This window comes from Rhizobium glycinendophyticum, assembly GCF_006443685.1.
Lineage (GTDB): Bacteria > Pseudomonadota > Alphaproteobacteria > Rhizobiales > Rhizobiaceae > Allorhizobium > Allorhizobium glycinendophyticum.
On the sequence record NZ_VFYP01000001.1, the window covers coordinates 255578 to 271197 of the forward strand.

The following is a 15620-nucleotide window of genomic DNA, read 5'->3' on the forward strand; positions in this document are numbered from 1 at the left end:
CTGTTTGGCGCTCGCTCTTCTCATCCTGCACCGTCAGGGATGGATGTAGTAGACCTTGTTGACGATCTTCCAGTTGCCGGCAACTTTCACCATAGACAGGATGTCGGTGAAGCGGAGCCCCGCAAATTCGTCAATAACCGTCACGCATGCGGTATCTCCGATCAGGGTGGCGGATTGCACGTCGCAGAGAGGTGTCGACCCGGGCGCGGCGGGTGTTTCGGCGAGGATGGCCTCAATGAAGGCATCGAGGCTGAGCCATTCCAGAGCGTTCTGATAGTTCCCTATGATGGCTGCATCCGGATGGAATGCCGTGCGGAGCTGGCCTTCGTCGCCAAAGGCCATTGCCTGCACGTAAGAGAATGCAAGATTACGGACCGCCTGCTCGTCTGTCATCGCACAAGCCCCCTGGTTTTGCCTGCAACTTATCACACCGCGTCTTCCGGCTGAAGTGGGTCAGGCTTCTCTGGCCTCGCCGTCGGCTTACACGGTTGCGGTCACCGGGCGAAACGGACCCCTTGAACGTCTGGGGCAGCAACAAGTCGGGGCATAGGCTGCCTTGCTGAGCCGTGCGCGTCTGATCCGGTTCCGGCAGTACCGGATTGTCATCCAGTCAAGAAAAAGCCCTTCCCCTGTATTCGGGGAAGAGCTTCTTACATGTCGAGGCCTGAACGGTGGGTCAGCTTCAGAGGCTGACGCGGCGGCCTTCCTTGTCAGCGGACTTGCGGTCGCTGCCATGCTTGGCAAGGATCGCCTTGGCGTCTTCGACCGAGATGCGATGCTTCTTGGCGAAGGGGATGGGCTCATAGCCCTTGGGCGCCACGGGGGCGGTGTTTTCGTCTGCCATGCTGGTCTCCAATTCGGAATATGCCCCGGCAGGATGCCGAAGCCCTAGATGTCGCGGTAAACGGGGAAGAAGGGCTCGTCGGTGGCGAGCGGATGCGACGCGTGCGAAGGGCGTCGCCTATGGCGCTATGTAGGGATCACCAGCCCAAAGCTCAATACTTCTTCTTCCGCAACATCTTGTTGCCCTTCGGCCCGGTAAAGACCGGGGTCCGGTCGCGGTTCTCCGCCTGAAGTTGGCGCCAGCGGTCGAGGCGGTCAGGATCAAGCGTGCCGCCCTTGATCGCGCCTTGCACGGCGCAACCCTTTTCGTGGGAATGGCTGCAATCGCGGAACTTGCAATGCGGCGCAAGTTCGGTGATTTCGGCAAACAACGTGTCGATACCGTCGGTGACGTCGCTGACATAGAGCGTACGGATACCGGGGGTGTCGATCACCCATCCGCCGCCGGCAATCGCATGCAGCGAGCGCGCCGTGGTGGTGTGGCGTCCCTTGGCGTCCTGTTCGCGGATGGTGCCGGTCTTTTGCGGCTCTCCGGCACCCGGGCCCGAAAGCGTATTGACCAGCGTCGACTTGCCGACACCCGACGAACCGACCAGCGCGACCGTCTGCCCCGGTCCGCACCAGGGCATCAAGGGGTCTATGGCGTCTGGCGAACGGGCATTGACGATCACCACCGACAGATCCCGCTGCAGGGCTGACGCCTGAGCGGCATAAGTCTCGGCGTCGTCGACCATGTCGGCCTTGGTGAGCACGATCACCGGCCGGGTGCCCGCTTCGTTCGCCATGATCAAATAGCGTTCGAGCCGCGCCGGGTTGAAGTCGGCATTGCAGGAGGTGACGACGAAGAGTGTATCGACGTTGGCGGCGGCAAGTTGGTGACCGATGACGCCTTCAGCACGGCGCTGGAAGACGGTTCGGCGCTCAAGGCGTCGTACCATGAGGCGGGTATGAGGATCGGCCAGCACCCAGTCGCCGACGGCATAGTCGGCCGTATTGGCATTCGGGGCAAGCTCCAGGTCAGCCGGGCCGCTGCCATCGATCGCGTCGACCCGGTCGCGGTGAACCGACGAGATACGGCGCACGAGCAGATGGCTTTCGTCAGGCCCCACCTGTTCGGCGAAGAAGGTGTCGAAGCCCAGCCGGTCGAGGGCGGCCGTGTCGGTCAGCCGCGTCAAGGGCGGACCCAGATCTGGAGAGAGGAGAACATGGTCTGGCTTTCCTGAGCAGGTCGGGGATCGGTCAGTCCTCATAGCGCAGAACGTGGGCGCTGACGCGGGAAATCTGCGCGTCAGCTCATTTCATCGCCAAGGACAGACTGTCCCGCAGGGCTCTGGTCAGGCGGGCTGCTTATCCGGGCCGAGCATTGTTTTGCGCGCCGGCAGCTTTGCAAACATCACGGCATTGCCGGCAAGGGTCAAAAGCAGGCCGAGGCCTGAAAGCAAGGTCCAGTGATAGTCCTCGTAGAGTGTCGAGAGCGTCAGCGCGACGACGGGGAAGAGCACTGTGGCATAGGCCGCCTTCTGCGAGCCGATACGTGAGACGAGCATCAGATAGGTGGTGAAGCCCACGACGGAGCCGATGGCCGCGAGATAGAGCATGGCGGCGAAATAGGTCAGCGTCGGCGGCGCGATGATCGGGGTGCCGGTGACCGCGATCAGCAGCAACAGGGCAAACGCCCCGTAACTCATGCCCCAGGCATTAGCGGTGATCGGTGCGATGCCGGAGGCGCTGTTGCGCCGCGAGGCCATGTTGCCGAGCGAGAAGAACAGGGTGCCCAAAGCTGAGAGGCCGATGCCCTTCCAGCTGTCGGGGTTAAGGGTGAACAGGATGTCGACCCCGAAGAGCAGCACCAGCCCCGTGGCGCCGAGTGCTGCGGCGATCAGGGTGCGGGAGCTGATCCGGTCGCCGAAAAAGAGGCGGGCATTGACGGCGTTGTAAATGGTCGCCAGCGAAAAGACGACAGAGATCAGGCCGGAGGGCACATAGCTTGCGGCGTGGTAGAAGCAGAGGAAGTTGCAGCAGAACAGGCAGAGCGCCTGAGCGAGAATGAAGGGCTGCTGTTTCAGCGTCGGCACCTTCAACCGTCCTGTGATGGCAAGGGCTGCGGCCAGAATGAGCGCGGCGGTGGCGAAGCGGTAGAACACCGAGACCAGTACCGGGACAGGTCCGATCTGAAGCGCGATCGCGATCCAGGTCGTACCCCAGATCAAGACGGTTGAGGAAAACAGCAGGAAATTCGTCATCGGGTGTCATTCCATGTCTGAAAGCGGATGGACGCAAAATGCGTACAAGCGCCGCGCGGGAGCCTTGGCGCTGACTTCAACGCGCATTTGGCGCGAAGTTCTTGCACGATCTTGCGGCGAACTGCGCCTTAAGGTGCCGTCTTGGCCAAGCAGTGGTGGCGCAAGCCCTGTCTTGCGCTAGGATGCCTGCGATATCACTGGATTGTCTCCATGCTGCATGCCTCATCCGTCTTTGGTTCGCTGTCCGCCTCGTCCCGTGCCGAGCGGCTGGATACGCTTGACCTCGGCGAGGGTAGAGCAAGTGCCATCTGGCGCAATAGCCACGACCGCATGCGCTATGAGCGCACCGACGGCCACACCTTCAGCTGTTACCTCTTCGGTGGGGACGGCACCCGCCGTGTTGATGCCGGCTCCATTCAAGGTTGGCCGGGTGCGCTCTGCATCATGCCGGAGGGCGCCTCATCCGAGTGGGAGATCACCGACAGCTTCGAATTCGTCCATCTCTACGTCTCGGATCATGAATTACGGCGGCTGTTTTCGCAGACCTTCGATCGCGATGCCAGGCTGATGGTGATCCCCGAAACGACATTCGATGAAGCCCCGCAGCTTACCGCTGCGCTGGGGCGTCTGGCCGCGGCGACGAGAAGCGGGGAACGGCTCCTGGCGGAACAGGCGCTGACAACCGCCGTCGGTCATCTCTTCCTCGACCCCCGCTATGGCGGGGAGAAAGCGGTGACGCTGCGCGGCGGGCTTACCCCCGTGGTTCGTCGGCGTTTGGTCGAGTTTATCGACGCCTCGCTCGACCGAACCATCACGCTGCAGGACCTGGCAGCCCTTGCGGGTTTGAGTGAATTCCACCTGCAGCGCATGTTCAGCGTCAGTTGCGGCGTCTCGCCCCATGGCTTCATCCTCAACCGGCGCATCGACCGCGCTCGTTCGATGCTGGCCGGTGTCCAGCCGATCGCCCAGATCGCCACTGCCTGCGGCTTCAGCAGCCAGAGCCACCTGACGCGCATGTTCAAGGCGGTGACCGGAACGACGCCGTCTGCCTATCGGGGTTGCATCGTCTCAAACTAGGCCACTGAACGCACTGTTCACCCGAACACATCCATGATGAGGCGGATTCTGCCCTTGCGGCGCAAGGTTGCCTTAATCAACTCTGCCTAGGGTGCGTTGCATAACCATCGTCAAATTTTCATGACGCAATGAATGTTCAGGCAGGCAAACTCATGACCAATTCCGTGGACGCGAACATTTTCGAACTCGCGCCAATCGCGATGTGGATCGAGGACTTCAGCGGCGTAAAGGCGCAGTTTGACACCTGGCGTGCGGGCGGCGTGACCGATCTTCGCAACTTCCTGAAGCAGGATGTATCGCGCGTGGCGGAATGCTCGGCCAAAATCCGCATTCTGAAGGTGAACCGCAAGACGCTCGAACTCTTCGAGGCCGCCGATCTCGAGGAACTCTCCGGCAATCTCGACAAGGTCTTCCGCGACGACATGTGGGAGACCCACATCAACGAACTGACGGATCTCTGGGATGGCAAGACCGAGTTCGTCGGCGCCACCGCCAACTACACGCTGACCGGCCGGCGGCTCGACATCCAGCTGCGCGGTTCCGTTCTGCCTGGCCATGAGGAGACGCTGACGCAGGTGCTCGTCACTACCGAGGACGTGACCGATCGGGAAGACGCCCGCCGGGCCGAACTCGAAAACCGCCGCTATGCCGAAGGGGTTTTCGAACATTCCCCGGTCTCGCTCTGGATCGAGGACTTCAGCAGCATTCGCAACCTGATCGAAGACGTCCGCTCCCGCGGTATCGAGGATTTCCGGGTCTTTACCGATGTGCATCCGGAGTTTGTCCGGCAATGCATGTCCGAGATTCGCGTTCTCGACGTGAATCAGGCGACGCTTGATCTCTTCGGTGCACCGGATCGCCACACCCTGCTGATGCGGCAGGGCGAGATCTTTCGTGACGAGATGGAAAAGCCGTTCCGAGAGCAACTTATCGACCTCTGGGATGGCCGGCTGTTCCACAGCCGTGAAGTGGTGAATTACGCCCTCGACGGCAACGTGCGTCATATCCTGCTGAACTTTGCCGTCTTCCCCGGCCACGAGCGTGACTGGTCACGGGTGCAGGTGGCGCTCACCGACATCACCGCGCGCAAGAAGGCCGAGGCCTATCTCGAATATCTCGGCAAGCACGACATCCTGACCAAGCTGCACAACCGCGCCTTTTATACCGACGAACTGAACCGCCTGGAGCGCAAGTCGTTGCGCCCGGTCTCTGCCATTGTGATCGACCTGAACGGTTTGAAGGAAGCGAATGACGAGCGCGGGCACGATGCCGGTGACCAATTGTTGCGTCGCTTCGGCGAAGTACTGAACAGCGTGGTGAAGGCGCCGCATCATGCCATGCGCATCGGCGGCGACGAATTCGCCCTGCTGATGCCGGGCGCGGATCAGCAGGCGGCCCAGGGCATGGTGGAGACGATCCACGAGATCCTGAAGATCAACAACCAGTTCTATTCGGATGCAGCACTCAGTATCTCCATCGGCACGGCGACGAGCGAGCCGGGCGAGAGCATGGAAGCTTTGATGAAACGCGCCGACGACGCGATGTATGAAAACAAGCGGTCCTTCTACGCCGGAAAGTCGACAGCCGAGGGGCGCCGCGCCCGAAGCTGAGGGCGCGCCGCTTCCATTTGATGCTTGAACGAGGCAGGGCTCCTGGAGCAGCCTTCTCTTGGTAAGTTAGCGACCGGCCATCTTCGCCATCGACTCATTGTAGCGGGCGCCGGCCACCTTGTCGGGCGCCACGATGGCGCCGAGTTGAGCCAGGTCCTGCGGCGACAGCATGATCTCGGTGGCCGCGACATTGCTTTCCAGATTGGCGATTTTGGTGGTGCCGGGGATTGGCACGATGAAATCGCCCTGGGCGAGGACCCAGGCGAGCGCCAGCTGGCCGGCAGTCACGCCCTTGTCGGCAGCCATTGCTTCCAGCGCAGTCACGAGCGCCAGATTGGCGTCGAAATTCTCCTGGTCGAACCGCGGAAGGCCACGGCGGAAATCGTTTGCGCCAAGCTTGCCGAGATCCTTCAGCGCGCCCGTCAGCATGCCGCGGCCGAGCGGCGAAAAGGGCACGAAGCCGATGCCGAGTTCCCGGCAGGTGTCGAAGACGCCATTGTTCTCCGGATCGCGGGTCCAGAGCGAATACTCGCTCTGGATGGCGGCGATCGGATGCACCGCATGGGCCCGACGAAGCGTCGCGGCACTCGCTTCCGATAGGCCGAGCGCCCTGACCTTGCCGGCCTTGACCAGATCCGCCATGGCACCGACCGTCTCCTCGATCGCCACATCGGGATCGACTCGGTGCTGGTAGAAGAGGTCGATCACCTCGACACCCAGCCGCTTCAGAGAAGCGTCAGCCACGGCACGCACGTGTTCCGGCCGGCTATCGAGGCCTGAAGGACGGGCGGCCTTAGCCTCGTCGCCGACGGTGAAGCCGAACTTGGTGGCGATCAGCACGGTGTCGCGATGCTTGCGCAGTGTCTTGCCGACCAGTTCTTCATTGGTGAAGGGCCCGTAGACTTCGGCCGTGTCGAAGAAGGTGACGCCGAGCTCGACGGCACGATCGATCAGCGACTGGGCCGAAGCCTCGTCGATATTGGTGCCATAGGCATGGCTCATGCCCATGCAGCCGAGGCCGAGGGCGGAAGGGGAAAGGGAACCGAGACGACGGATTTGCATGAGGGCCTCCTTCGAGGACTGGATCTGGCTGGAAGCCTAGCATGGCAGCGAAAGCTGGCACAGCAGGCAGACTGTAAACTAGGGCGACAGCTCAGTTCTGAAAACAGGTGCAAATGCTCATGGGTTGTTCTATCTGTTGGAACAATGAACCGAACACAGCTCTCCCAACTGGCCGTGCTGGCCTGTGTCGCAAAACGCGGAAGTTTCCGCGCCGCAGCTGACGAACTGGGCATAGCGCCATCTGCCGTCAGCCACGCCGTCTCTGCGCTGGAAACCAGTCTCGGCCTTCGTCTGATCGCCCGCACCACCCGCAGTGCGGCGCCGACGGAGGAAGGTCGGCGGCTTCTCGAGGTGCTGGTGCCAGCGCTGAGCGATATCGATACTGCGCTCACCGCCCTCTCCGACGGTCGCGCCCACCCGGCCGGCCCCTTGCGCATTACCATGCCGCTGCTTGCCGCCCAGGACGTGATCGCTCCACGCCTCGGCGAATTCACCCGCCTTTATCCCGAGATCGAGCTTGAGATCGCGACGGATGACCGATTTCAGGACATCGTCGAGCAGGGATTCGATGCGGGTCTGAGACTGGGGGAGCACCTGGAGGCGGACATGGTGGCCGTGCGTGTCAGCGGACCGTGGCGCGGCGCGGTCGTGGGCGCCCCTGTGTATTTCGAGCAGCATGAACGGCCGTCGCATCCGCGCGATTTGGCCGCGCAAGTATGCATCCGCCGACGCTTTTCCAGCGGCAGCATCTATCGCTGGGAGTTCGAAAAGGACGGCCGCGCACTCTCCGTTGACGTGCGCGGCAGCCTCATCCTCTCCGATCAGACCCTGATGCGCCGTGCCGCGATCGACGGGGCTGGGCTCGCCTATATCTTCGACGCCCGCGTTCACGAGGACATCGAAGAGGGGCGACTGATCCGCGTTCTCGAAGACTGGTGCCCGCCCTTCGACGGCTTCTCGATCTATTACCCCACCCGCCGCCAGATGCGCCCGGCCCTGCGGGCCTTTATCGATTTCTTCCGCTGGCGCGGATGACTAGGCGTCAGCCGAATTTCAGTCGATAGCGCACGTGACCATCTTCGGGGGCATAGGTGTCGTAAAGCTTGCGCGCTGTCTCATTGCCCCGGTCGGTGTGCCAGTAAAGCCGCGACCAACCCCTGGCCTTGCTGATCGCAATCAAGTCGTCGATCAGAGCCCGGCCGATGCCGCGACCCCGAAAAGCCGCGTTCAGGAACAGGTCTTCCAGATAACAATCTGGCGTCTTCACCCAAGTGGAATCATGGAAATGATGGATGGCGAAACCCGCCAGCACCCCGTCGACCTCCGCCACGCGCATGGAGACGCGCGACGAAGCGTCGAGAATGCGGGTCCAGGTGTGCGCGGTCACATCGTCAGGTAGGTCCACCTTGTAGAAGGTAAGATACTGGCCCCAGAGATTGCGCCATGCAGTCTCGTCGGCAGCTGTGGCGTCGCGGATGACGGCGGCTGAAACACTCATGCGGCCGACTCGTTGAGCTGGGCGATCTGTGCATCCGAGAGCGTCAGCCGACCGGCCGCAATCAGGCTATCAAGCTGGCGCAGGCTGGTGGCCGAAGCGATCGGGGCGGTAATGCCGGGCTGTGCGGCGACCCAGGCGATGGCCACGGTCGCAGGGCTGGTCTGGGTTTCAGCGGCAACCGCGTCGAGTGCATCAAGGATGCGCAGGCCGCGCGGGTTGATATAGTCGCCGACCCGGTAGGCACGAGAGGAATTGGTCGTGTCCTCGGCCTTGCGGTATTTGCCGGTCAGGAAGCCGGCCGCGAGCGCATAATAGCTGATGACGCCGATTTCCTCGGCAAGGCAGAGATCCCGGACCGGGCCTTCGAATCGGTCACGGGTGTAGAGATTGTATTCGGGCTGCAGCACGTCGAAGCGGGGAAGCCCAGCCTTCGCGGCAGCATCAAGGCTCGCCTTCAACTGCACGGCATCATAATTCGAGCAGCCAATGGCGCGAACCTTGCCGGCGTCCTTCAGTCGGCCGAAGGCTTCCAGCGTCGCTTCGATCGGCGTCTCCTCGTCCGGCTTATGGGCGAGATAAAGGTCGATGTAATCAGTGCTGAGACGCTTGAGTGAGGCATCGACGGCCTCGCCAATCCACTTTGGCGACAACCCGGTCTTGCGCCCCTGACTGTCGAAGCCGACCTTGGTGACGATCACCACGTCTTCACGCCGTACATGGCCCCGCGCCAGCCATTTGCCGATGATCGCTTCGCTCTCTCCGCCGACATGGCCATCAACCCAGGACGAATAAACATCCGCTGTGTCGATCGTGTTGAAGCCGGCATCGACGAAGCGGTCGAGGAGAGCAAAGGAGGTCCTCTCGTCGGCGGTCCAGCCGAAGACATTCCCGCCGAAGATAACGGGGGCGATCGAAAGGCCGGTGCGGCCGAGAGCACGTTTCTGCATGGGAGCCTCAAATACGGATCGGGGAACGAAAACTTGTGGGGACGCTATCAAGCGTCAGCCGAAGGCACCATTCAAAAGCTTTGATGGGTTCAGAAACGAAATGGTTCAAGCGGCTGGGAATGGTATCGATATGGGCCGATCGGTGCCGCTTTCCAGTGTCCCGGCGCTCAGTCCGCCGTCTTGCGGAAGGCGCTGGGGGACAGTCCGTGATGCTGCGCAAAGACCCGGCGCATGTGCCGCGACGAGGTAAAGCCTGCGCGATGGGCGAGGTTTTCCATATCGAGCCGGGACTGTTTCAAGAGTTCCTGGGCAAGTGTCACCCGCATCAGGTTGACGTAGTCGACGACCGACAGGCCGACATGCTCGCGAAAAAGCCGCGACAGGTGCCGCTCGCTCAAATGCGCGATCTCGGCCAGCCCCGGCAGCGACCAGTCTCGCGCCGGATCGGCCATGATTGCATCCTGAGCGCGGTGGATTGCCGGGTGGATGTGATTGCGGCCCGATAGCCAGGGCGACATCTGCGGGTCCTGGCCGCTGCGCCTGAGATAGATGACCATCTTGCGCGCGGCTGCAAGTGCGGCTTGAGGCGAGGCAAGGCGGCTGACGAGATGCAGCATCAGGTCGATGCCGGTGGAAATTCCAGCGCTTGAGAAGCGATTGCCGTCTTCGACATAGAGACGGTTTTCCAGCACGCTCGCGGTCGGGGCAAGAGCGCGCAGTTCGTCCAGGCACTCGGCATGCGTGGTGCACTGATGACCTTCCATCAGCCCGGCGGCGGCGGCGAGCAGTGCGCCAGAGCAGATGGTCGCAAGCCTCGTGTCGGGGCGAACCGTGCCTGCAAGCCAGCGCGTCAGCGTCCTAAGCTCCGCTTCCCGCGCCATCTCGGCAATGCCGACCGTTAGGCTGCCGGAAATGATCAGGATCGCATTCTCCGGCAGGCTGTCGGGCAGAGGCTCCAGCCCGTCGAGAACAAGCCCGATCGAGGTCTGCTGCCGGGGCTTTGCCGAGATGTAGCGATAGTCGAAACGGACCCGGTCCTGCTCCTGGTTCGCATAGCGCAGCACCTCCAGCGGACCGGCGATGTCGATCAGCAGGGTGTCGGGCGGAACGAGGATGAAGACCGGGATCACGTCCATGGCAGTTCTCAGGCGGCGACGGAAAGGGTGCCGAGCGCCTGCTCGACAGTGGCAATGCGGGCGAAGCGACCCGACAGCACCAGTTCGGTGCGGATGCGGATGTCGTCAGCCGTGAAGACTCGGCCCGATGCATGCGTCATCGGGAAGGTGAGGGTCGCCTCGGTGACGAAGTCGACATCAAAACCGAGATCGGACGCATGGCGGCTCGTGGTTTCGCAGCATTGCTCGGTCCGGATGCCGGAAACGATGACGCGACGGATGCCCTTTTCGCGCAGCCACGCCTCAAGACCGGTGTCGACCAACGCGGAATGTACACCCTTGTGGAAGGTAACGTCGGGATCGATCGTGATTTCCTCCAGCGCGCGCACCAAGCCGCTTTCGAGCGTGAAGGGTGCGTCCGTATCGACGTGGAATATCTGGACGATCGGCATGCCGACCGCCTTTGCCCCATCGATCAGCGCCTGCTGGCGGGCGAGATAGGCGGGCAGTTCCGATGCATCCCAATAGGGCGCCTGGCGAAAACTCTCCTGAACGTCGACGACGATGAGGGCGGTATCTTGAGCGGACATATCTGTCTCCTGTCGTTGCGATGAAGCTTAGCATAAGTCCTTTCATTGCAGCTACCATGCGCCCTCCGGACGAAATTCGGACATTTTCGGCCATCATGCTTTCCGTATTCGCGTGGCCTCGTCAGCGAACGCCGTTGCGCCCCGCCGGTGCTTCCCCTAATGTCCGGCCCGATGATTTCAGGGAGGATTGAGATGCTGCGTTTCGGAATTCTGTCGACGGCCAAGATCGGTCGTGAACTCGTGGTGCCGGCCATCCAGGATGCCGAAAACACCGTCGTGACGGCCGTTGCAAGCCGTGATCTGGCCCGTGCCCGTGAAATGGCCGACCGCTTTTCCGTGCCGCATGCCTTCGGCTCCTACGAGGAGATGCTGGCTTCCGACGTCATCGACGCCGTCTACATTCCGCTGCCGACCAGCCAGCATGTCGAATGGGCCATCAAGGCGGCCAATGCCGGCAAGCATGTGCTGTGTGAAAAGCCGATCGCGCTGAAGGCGGGCGAGATCGACGCGATCATCGAAGCCCGCGACCGCAACAAGGTCCTGATCACGGAAGCCTATATGGTGACTTATGCACCGGTCTGGCTGAAGGTGCGCGAGCTTCTGGCCGAAGGGGCCATTGGCACGCTGAAGATGGTTCAGGGCTCCTTCACCTACTACAACCGTGACCCCGGCAATATGCGCAACATCCCCGAGCTCGGCGGCGGTGCACTGCCGGATATCGGCGTCTACCCGACCATCACCACCCGCTTCGTCACGGGCAAAGAACCGGTCCGCGTCCAGTCGACCATCGAGCGCGATCCGCAATTCGGCACGGACATCTATGCGAGCGTGAAGGCGGATTTCGCTGATTTCGAGCTGAATTTCTATGTCGCCACCCAGATGGCCAACCGCCAGCTGATGGTCTTCCATGGCACGGACGGTTTCATTGAGGTGAAGTCGCCTTTCAACGCCGACCGCTGGGGTGCCGAGGAAGTCGAGCTTACCAATCGTGGCCACAATGTCTCGCAGATCTTCCGCTTCCCCGACAGCCGCCAGTACAAGCTGGAGGCGGAAGCCTTCGCCCGCGCCGTGGCCGGCACCAAGGGGGAGGTCGTGACGCTGGAAAGCTCCAAGGCCAACCAGAAGCTGATCGACGCGATCTATCGCGCTGCGGACAAGGACGGCTGGGAGACGGTGTAAGCGAAGGCTGACGCCTCAGCGGCGAAAGACGTAGCGCGAATAGCCGAAGAAGCTGAACAGCATGGCCGCGACCGACGCGGCCACCAGCGCCGCATAGGGGCTAAGCAGTGGGGCCATGATCAACAGCCCTGCATAGACGCCGTAATTCACCAGCGACGTGATGAGGCCGATGAAGCCGTAGCGAAAGCCTTCGACCACGATCGAGCGGCGCGATGCACCGAAAGTAAAACGACGGTTCAAGAGCCAGGTTGCCGTCATCGCCAGCGCAATCGCGATTGCGCGGCCTGACAGCGGGCCAAGGGGCGTACACGTCAGCAGCAGCCAGAGTATCCCGGCATCGACCAGGAAACCGGCACCCCCCACGATCGCGAAGCGCAGGAACTTGCTCATGCCGCCCGCGAGCGGTCGCCCTTTGCCGCAGCCCGGGCCGAGCGGCCTGTCTTGGCCGGAGCCGCGTCAGCCGTCTGTTCCGGCGTGAAGACCGTGCGCTTGAGGGCGGGCAGGGTCATGTAGTGGATGCGCAACTGTTCTGCCCGCGAGCGTGCCACGGAATCGAGGATCATCGCGGCCGTGAACGACAGGAAGGACATCATCATCAGCGCCATGGCGCCAATCCAGGTCGGCATGCGCGAGACGAGGCCGGTTGTGAAGAATTCGTAGAGCACGGGGGCCATGGCCGCCAGGCTCACCGCCATCAGGCCGGCCGAGATCAGGCCGAAAAAGGCAAAGGGCCGTGTCTCCTTCATCAGCATGGCGAACATCCAGAGGATCTTGAAGCCGTCCTTGAAGGTCGAGAGCTTGGAATGCGAGCCTTCCGGCCGGCGGCCATAATCAAGCTCGATTTCGCAGACCGGCAGCTTCAGCCGCGAGGCATGCACGGACATTTCCGTCTCGATTTCGAAGCCGGCGGATACCGCGGGGAAACTCTTCACATAGCGGCGCGAGAAGGCCCTGTAGCCCGAGAGGATGTCCGTGAAATCATTGCCGAATAGCAGGCGGTAAAGTCCGTTGAACAGTCGGTTGCCGAATGCATGGCCGTTGCGGCCCGCATCGTCATGCACCCCACGCCGCGTGCCGACCACCATGTCGACGCGCTCGGTGATCAACGTGCGGATGAGTTCCTCTGCATCTCCGGGGCCATAAGTGCCGTCGCCATCGGCCATGATGTAGATGTCGGCATCGATGTCGCAGAACATCCGACGAACCACGTGGCCCTTGCCCTGGCGCCGTTCGCGCACGACCGTCGCGCCGGCGAGCATGGCGGTGAGCGCTGTCCCGTCGGTGGAATTGTTATCATAGACGTATATCCGCGCATCCGGCAGGGCAACGCGAAAATCGCGCACCACCTGACCGATGGTCGCTGCTTCGTTGTAGCAGGGCAAGAGAACGGCGATGTCGGGAGCATTGGAGGCCGAGCCACTCATGGGAAACCTGTCGAAGCTGTGGAGGCCCCTATGGTCCTCTGTCGCTTTACTATTTCTTGAGAAGGTTAAGGCTAGGTTTCGCCGGAGTATCCTCTTCGAAGGATTGCAAAGAGCCAGTCCATGCGCGCAGCTTCGGGGAACGGGGGATTGATGGTTGACGTATCCTTACCGGCGTCCGAGCGACACCCATGGCGGGGATCGCTCCTCTTGTGGGTCGGTTTCTACAGCCTGTCCGCCATCCTCCTGATCGCTCTTCTCAATCTTCCGGGCGCGCGTGATTATGTCGGCGGAGACAACGACGACGTCATGCGCCTTGTCGAGGTGCGCGATCTGCTCTCCGGCCAGTCATGGTTCGACCTGATGCAGTATCGCCTGGGTCTAGCCGGCGGCACGCTGATGCATTGGTCGCGGCTGATCGACCTGCCGATCGCGCTTCTCATCCGCCTCTTCTCCCATGTCGTGCCCGGCGAACAGGCCGAAGCGCTGGCGTTGCTGGTCTGGCCGCTGTCGCTGGTCGTGCCGTTGATGACGGCCATGGCATTTGCTGCCCGAAGGATCGGCAACGAGGCCACGCTGCATATCACGCTGATGCTGACCTCGGTCTTTTGCATCACCGGCAACCGCTTCCTGCCCGGCGCCATTGATCACCACAATGTCCAGATGGTACTTGCTGCCATCATGGCAGCCGGACTCCTGGACCCATTGCGGGGCAGGATCAGCCACGCGATCGCAGGCCTCGCGGCAGCAGTGGCCATCGCCATCGGTGCCGAGACGACGCCTCTGGTGGCTGTTGTCTGCGCGATCGTGGGCCTCGTCTGGGTCGTGGAAGGGCCAGCCTATGCGAGCGCCGCCCGGGCTTTTTCGCTGACGCTCGCGCTCGCGCTCTCGGCGCTGTTTTTCGCCACCGTGCCGCCATCCCGTTATGCGGCAGTCACCTGCGATAGCCTGTCTATCGGCTTTTACGCTATTGTCGGCATCGGCGCGGCCGCTCTCTTCTGCGCGACTTACCTCACCGGCAACGCCGGCTTGCGCCCGCGCATCGCCGCAATCCTGGTCACCGGTGCACTGGTTCTGGCGACCGCTGTGGTGATTGCGCCGCAATGCCTGCAGAATCCGCTTAACGAGCTCGATCCCCTGCTGAAAACGCTCTGGCTGGATGGCGTGGTCGAGGCCCAGTCCTTCCGCCAGCAGTTGGCGCTCGATGCGGAAAGTTTCGGCGGCTTCTATGCCGTCGGCTTCTTCGGCCTTTGCGTCTGCATCTTCCGCATTATCGGGCGTGATCGTGTCCGCAGCCATATCATCTTGCTGGCGCTTCTTGGCATCAGCTTCCTCGTGGCGCTCGTGCAGGTGCGGGGCGCGACCTTCTCCAACCTCTACGCCATTCTGCCGCTCTCCCTGCTGATCTCCGATCTGCGCCGCAAAGCCAGAGACGAGCCGGAGCAACTGGGTGCCGGACTGGTCTTCGCATTGACCGCGATCCTGTCGGTGCCCAGCGCCTGGGTCATCGGTGGGGTCCTTTTCGTCGAGGGCACGGCCGGCGTCACCAATCGGATGAAGTCGCTGGTGGAGGCGCCAGCATCGGGGCAGGCGGCGAGCACGCTGGACTGCGATATGCCGGCTTCCTACGCGGCGCTTGCCAAGGTGCCGCCGACGACGGTTGCGGCTCCCTCTGACATGGGCCCGGAGATCCTGCGCTTCACCAAGCACAGGGTGCTGACAGGCCCTTATCATCGCAACCAGGGTGGCATGCTGACCGAGCTCCATATCGGCCTTGCCGAGCCGGAGGAAGCCGCCGCCTTTCTGCGTGGTGCCGGTGTTGGCGTTCTCGCCTTTTGCCCGGGGTTCATCCAGAGCGAGAAGATTGCGACGATGAAGCCGGACGGGCTTTATGCGCAATTGGCCAAGGGCAATGTCCCCGCCTATCTGAACCCGGTCCAGATTGAGGGTCCGTCAGGCCTGAAGATATTCACCGTCAATCTGCCCTGATCATTGCCGGGGAAACCTGCACAGCGAAGCCGGCATGGGCTGATCT

16 protein-coding genes are annotated in these 15620 nt (G+C 62.2%); 5 read left to right on the forward strand and 11 right to left on the reverse strand.

Going from position 1 to position 15620, the window contains the following annotated elements; genetic code table 11:
* Positions 1–33 precede the first annotated feature (33 nt).
* From FJQ55_RS01270 to FJQ55_RS01280, 4 genes are all read right to left on the reverse strand, one after another.
* Positions 34–393, reverse strand: coding sequence for a nuclear transport factor 2 family protein (locus FJQ55_RS01270; RefSeq protein WP_140825923.1), 360 nt, complete (start codon positions 391–393; stop codon positions 34–36).
* A 289-nt stretch (positions 394–682) separates the two neighbouring features.
* Positions 683–844 carry a hypothetical protein gene (locus FJQ55_RS23390; RefSeq protein WP_167507680.1) on the reverse strand — a complete coding sequence of 54 codons (162 nt, stop codon included), beginning with the start codon at positions 842–844 and terminating at the stop codon, positions 683–685.
* A gap of 151 nt (positions 845–995) precedes the next feature.
* Complete coding sequence (gene rsgA, locus FJQ55_RS01275) at positions 996–2018, reverse strand: ribosome small subunit-dependent GTPase A (RefSeq protein WP_246084997.1); 1023 nt, start codon at positions 2016–2018, stop codon at positions 996–998.
* Between the two features lie 159 nt (positions 2019–2177).
* A complete protein-coding gene (locus FJQ55_RS01280) occupies positions 2178–3086 on the reverse strand; it encodes a DMT family transporter (RefSeq protein WP_140825925.1) in 909 nt (302 codons plus the stop codon).
* 210 nt (positions 3087–3296) lie between these two features.
* Here FJQ55_RS01280 and FJQ55_RS01285 point away from each other — a divergent pair, with 210 nt between their 5' ends.
* Positions 3297–4163 (forward strand): helix-turn-helix transcriptional regulator, encoded by an 867-nt coding sequence (locus FJQ55_RS01285; RefSeq protein WP_140825926.1) that lies wholly within the window; start codon positions 3297–3299, stop codon positions 4161–4163.
* A 152-nt stretch (positions 4164–4315) separates the two neighbouring features.
* On the forward strand, positions 4316–5773 hold the full coding sequence (locus FJQ55_RS01290) for a sensor domain-containing diguanylate cyclase (protein WP_140825927.1): 1458 nt from the start codon (positions 4316–4318) through the stop codon (positions 5771–5773).
* 66 nt (positions 5774–5839) lie between these two features.
* Here the strand turns inward: FJQ55_RS01290 and FJQ55_RS01295 are convergent, their stop codons facing one another.
* Positions 5840–6835 (reverse strand): aldo/keto reductase, encoded by a 996-nt coding sequence (locus tag FJQ55_RS01295; protein ID WP_140825928.1) that lies wholly within the window; start codon positions 6833–6835, stop codon positions 5840–5842.
* Between the two features lie 144 nt (positions 6836–6979).
* Between FJQ55_RS01295 and FJQ55_RS01300 the strand changes: the two genes are divergently transcribed.
* Positions 6980–7870, forward strand: coding sequence for a LysR family transcriptional regulator (locus FJQ55_RS01300; RefSeq protein WP_140825929.1), 891 nt, complete (start codon positions 6980–6982; stop codon positions 7868–7870).
* Between the two features lie 7 nt (positions 7871–7877).
* Here FJQ55_RS01300 and FJQ55_RS01305 read toward each other — a convergent pair whose 3' ends face one another.
* From FJQ55_RS01305 to FJQ55_RS01320, 4 genes are all read right to left on the reverse strand, one after another.
* Complete coding sequence (locus tag FJQ55_RS01305; protein WP_140825930.1) at positions 7878–8333, reverse strand: GNAT family N-acetyltransferase; 456 nt, start codon at positions 8331–8333, stop codon at positions 7878–7880.
* Positions 8330–9280: an aldo/keto reductase gene (locus FJQ55_RS01310; protein WP_140825931.1), complete on the reverse strand. Its 951-nt coding sequence runs from the start codon at positions 9278–9280 to the stop codon at positions 8330–8332. The genes FJQ55_RS01305 and FJQ55_RS01310 overlap by 4 nt, the downstream gene beginning before the upstream one ends.
* Positions 9281–9447: 167 nt before the next feature.
* On the reverse strand, positions 9448–10416 hold the full coding sequence (locus FJQ55_RS01315; protein ID WP_140825932.1) for a GlxA family transcriptional regulator: 969 nt from the start codon (positions 10414–10416) through the stop codon (positions 9448–9450).
* 8 nt (positions 10417–10424) lie between these two features.
* A complete protein-coding gene (locus FJQ55_RS01320; protein WP_140825933.1) occupies positions 10425–10985 on the reverse strand; it encodes an isochorismatase family protein in 561 nt (186 codons plus the stop codon).
* 192 nt (positions 10986–11177) lie between these two features.
* Here FJQ55_RS01320 and FJQ55_RS01325 point away from each other — a divergent pair, with 192 nt between their 5' ends.
* Positions 11178–12164 (forward strand): Gfo/Idh/MocA family protein, encoded by a 987-nt coding sequence (locus FJQ55_RS01325; protein ID WP_140825934.1) that lies wholly within the window; start codon positions 11178–11180, stop codon positions 12162–12164.
* Positions 12165–12179: 15 nt separating this feature from the next.
* Here the strand turns inward: FJQ55_RS01325 and FJQ55_RS01330 are convergent, their stop codons facing one another.
* Positions 12180–12554: a GtrA family protein gene (locus tag FJQ55_RS01330; protein WP_140825935.1), complete on the reverse strand. Its 375-nt coding sequence runs from the start codon at positions 12552–12554 to the stop codon at positions 12180–12182.
* Positions 12551–13588 (reverse strand): glycosyltransferase, encoded by a 1038-nt coding sequence (locus FJQ55_RS01335; protein WP_140825936.1) that lies wholly within the window; start codon positions 13586–13588, stop codon positions 12551–12553. The genes FJQ55_RS01330 and FJQ55_RS01335 overlap by 4 nt, the downstream gene beginning before the upstream one ends.
* Positions 13589–13738: 150 nt before the next feature.
* On the opposite strand from FJQ55_RS01335, the gene FJQ55_RS01340 reads away from it, so the two are divergent.
* Positions 13739–15574: a hypothetical protein gene (locus FJQ55_RS01340; protein ID WP_140825937.1), complete on the forward strand. Its 1836-nt coding sequence runs from the start codon at positions 13739–13741 to the stop codon at positions 15572–15574.
* Positions 15575–15620 lie beyond the last annotated feature (46 nt).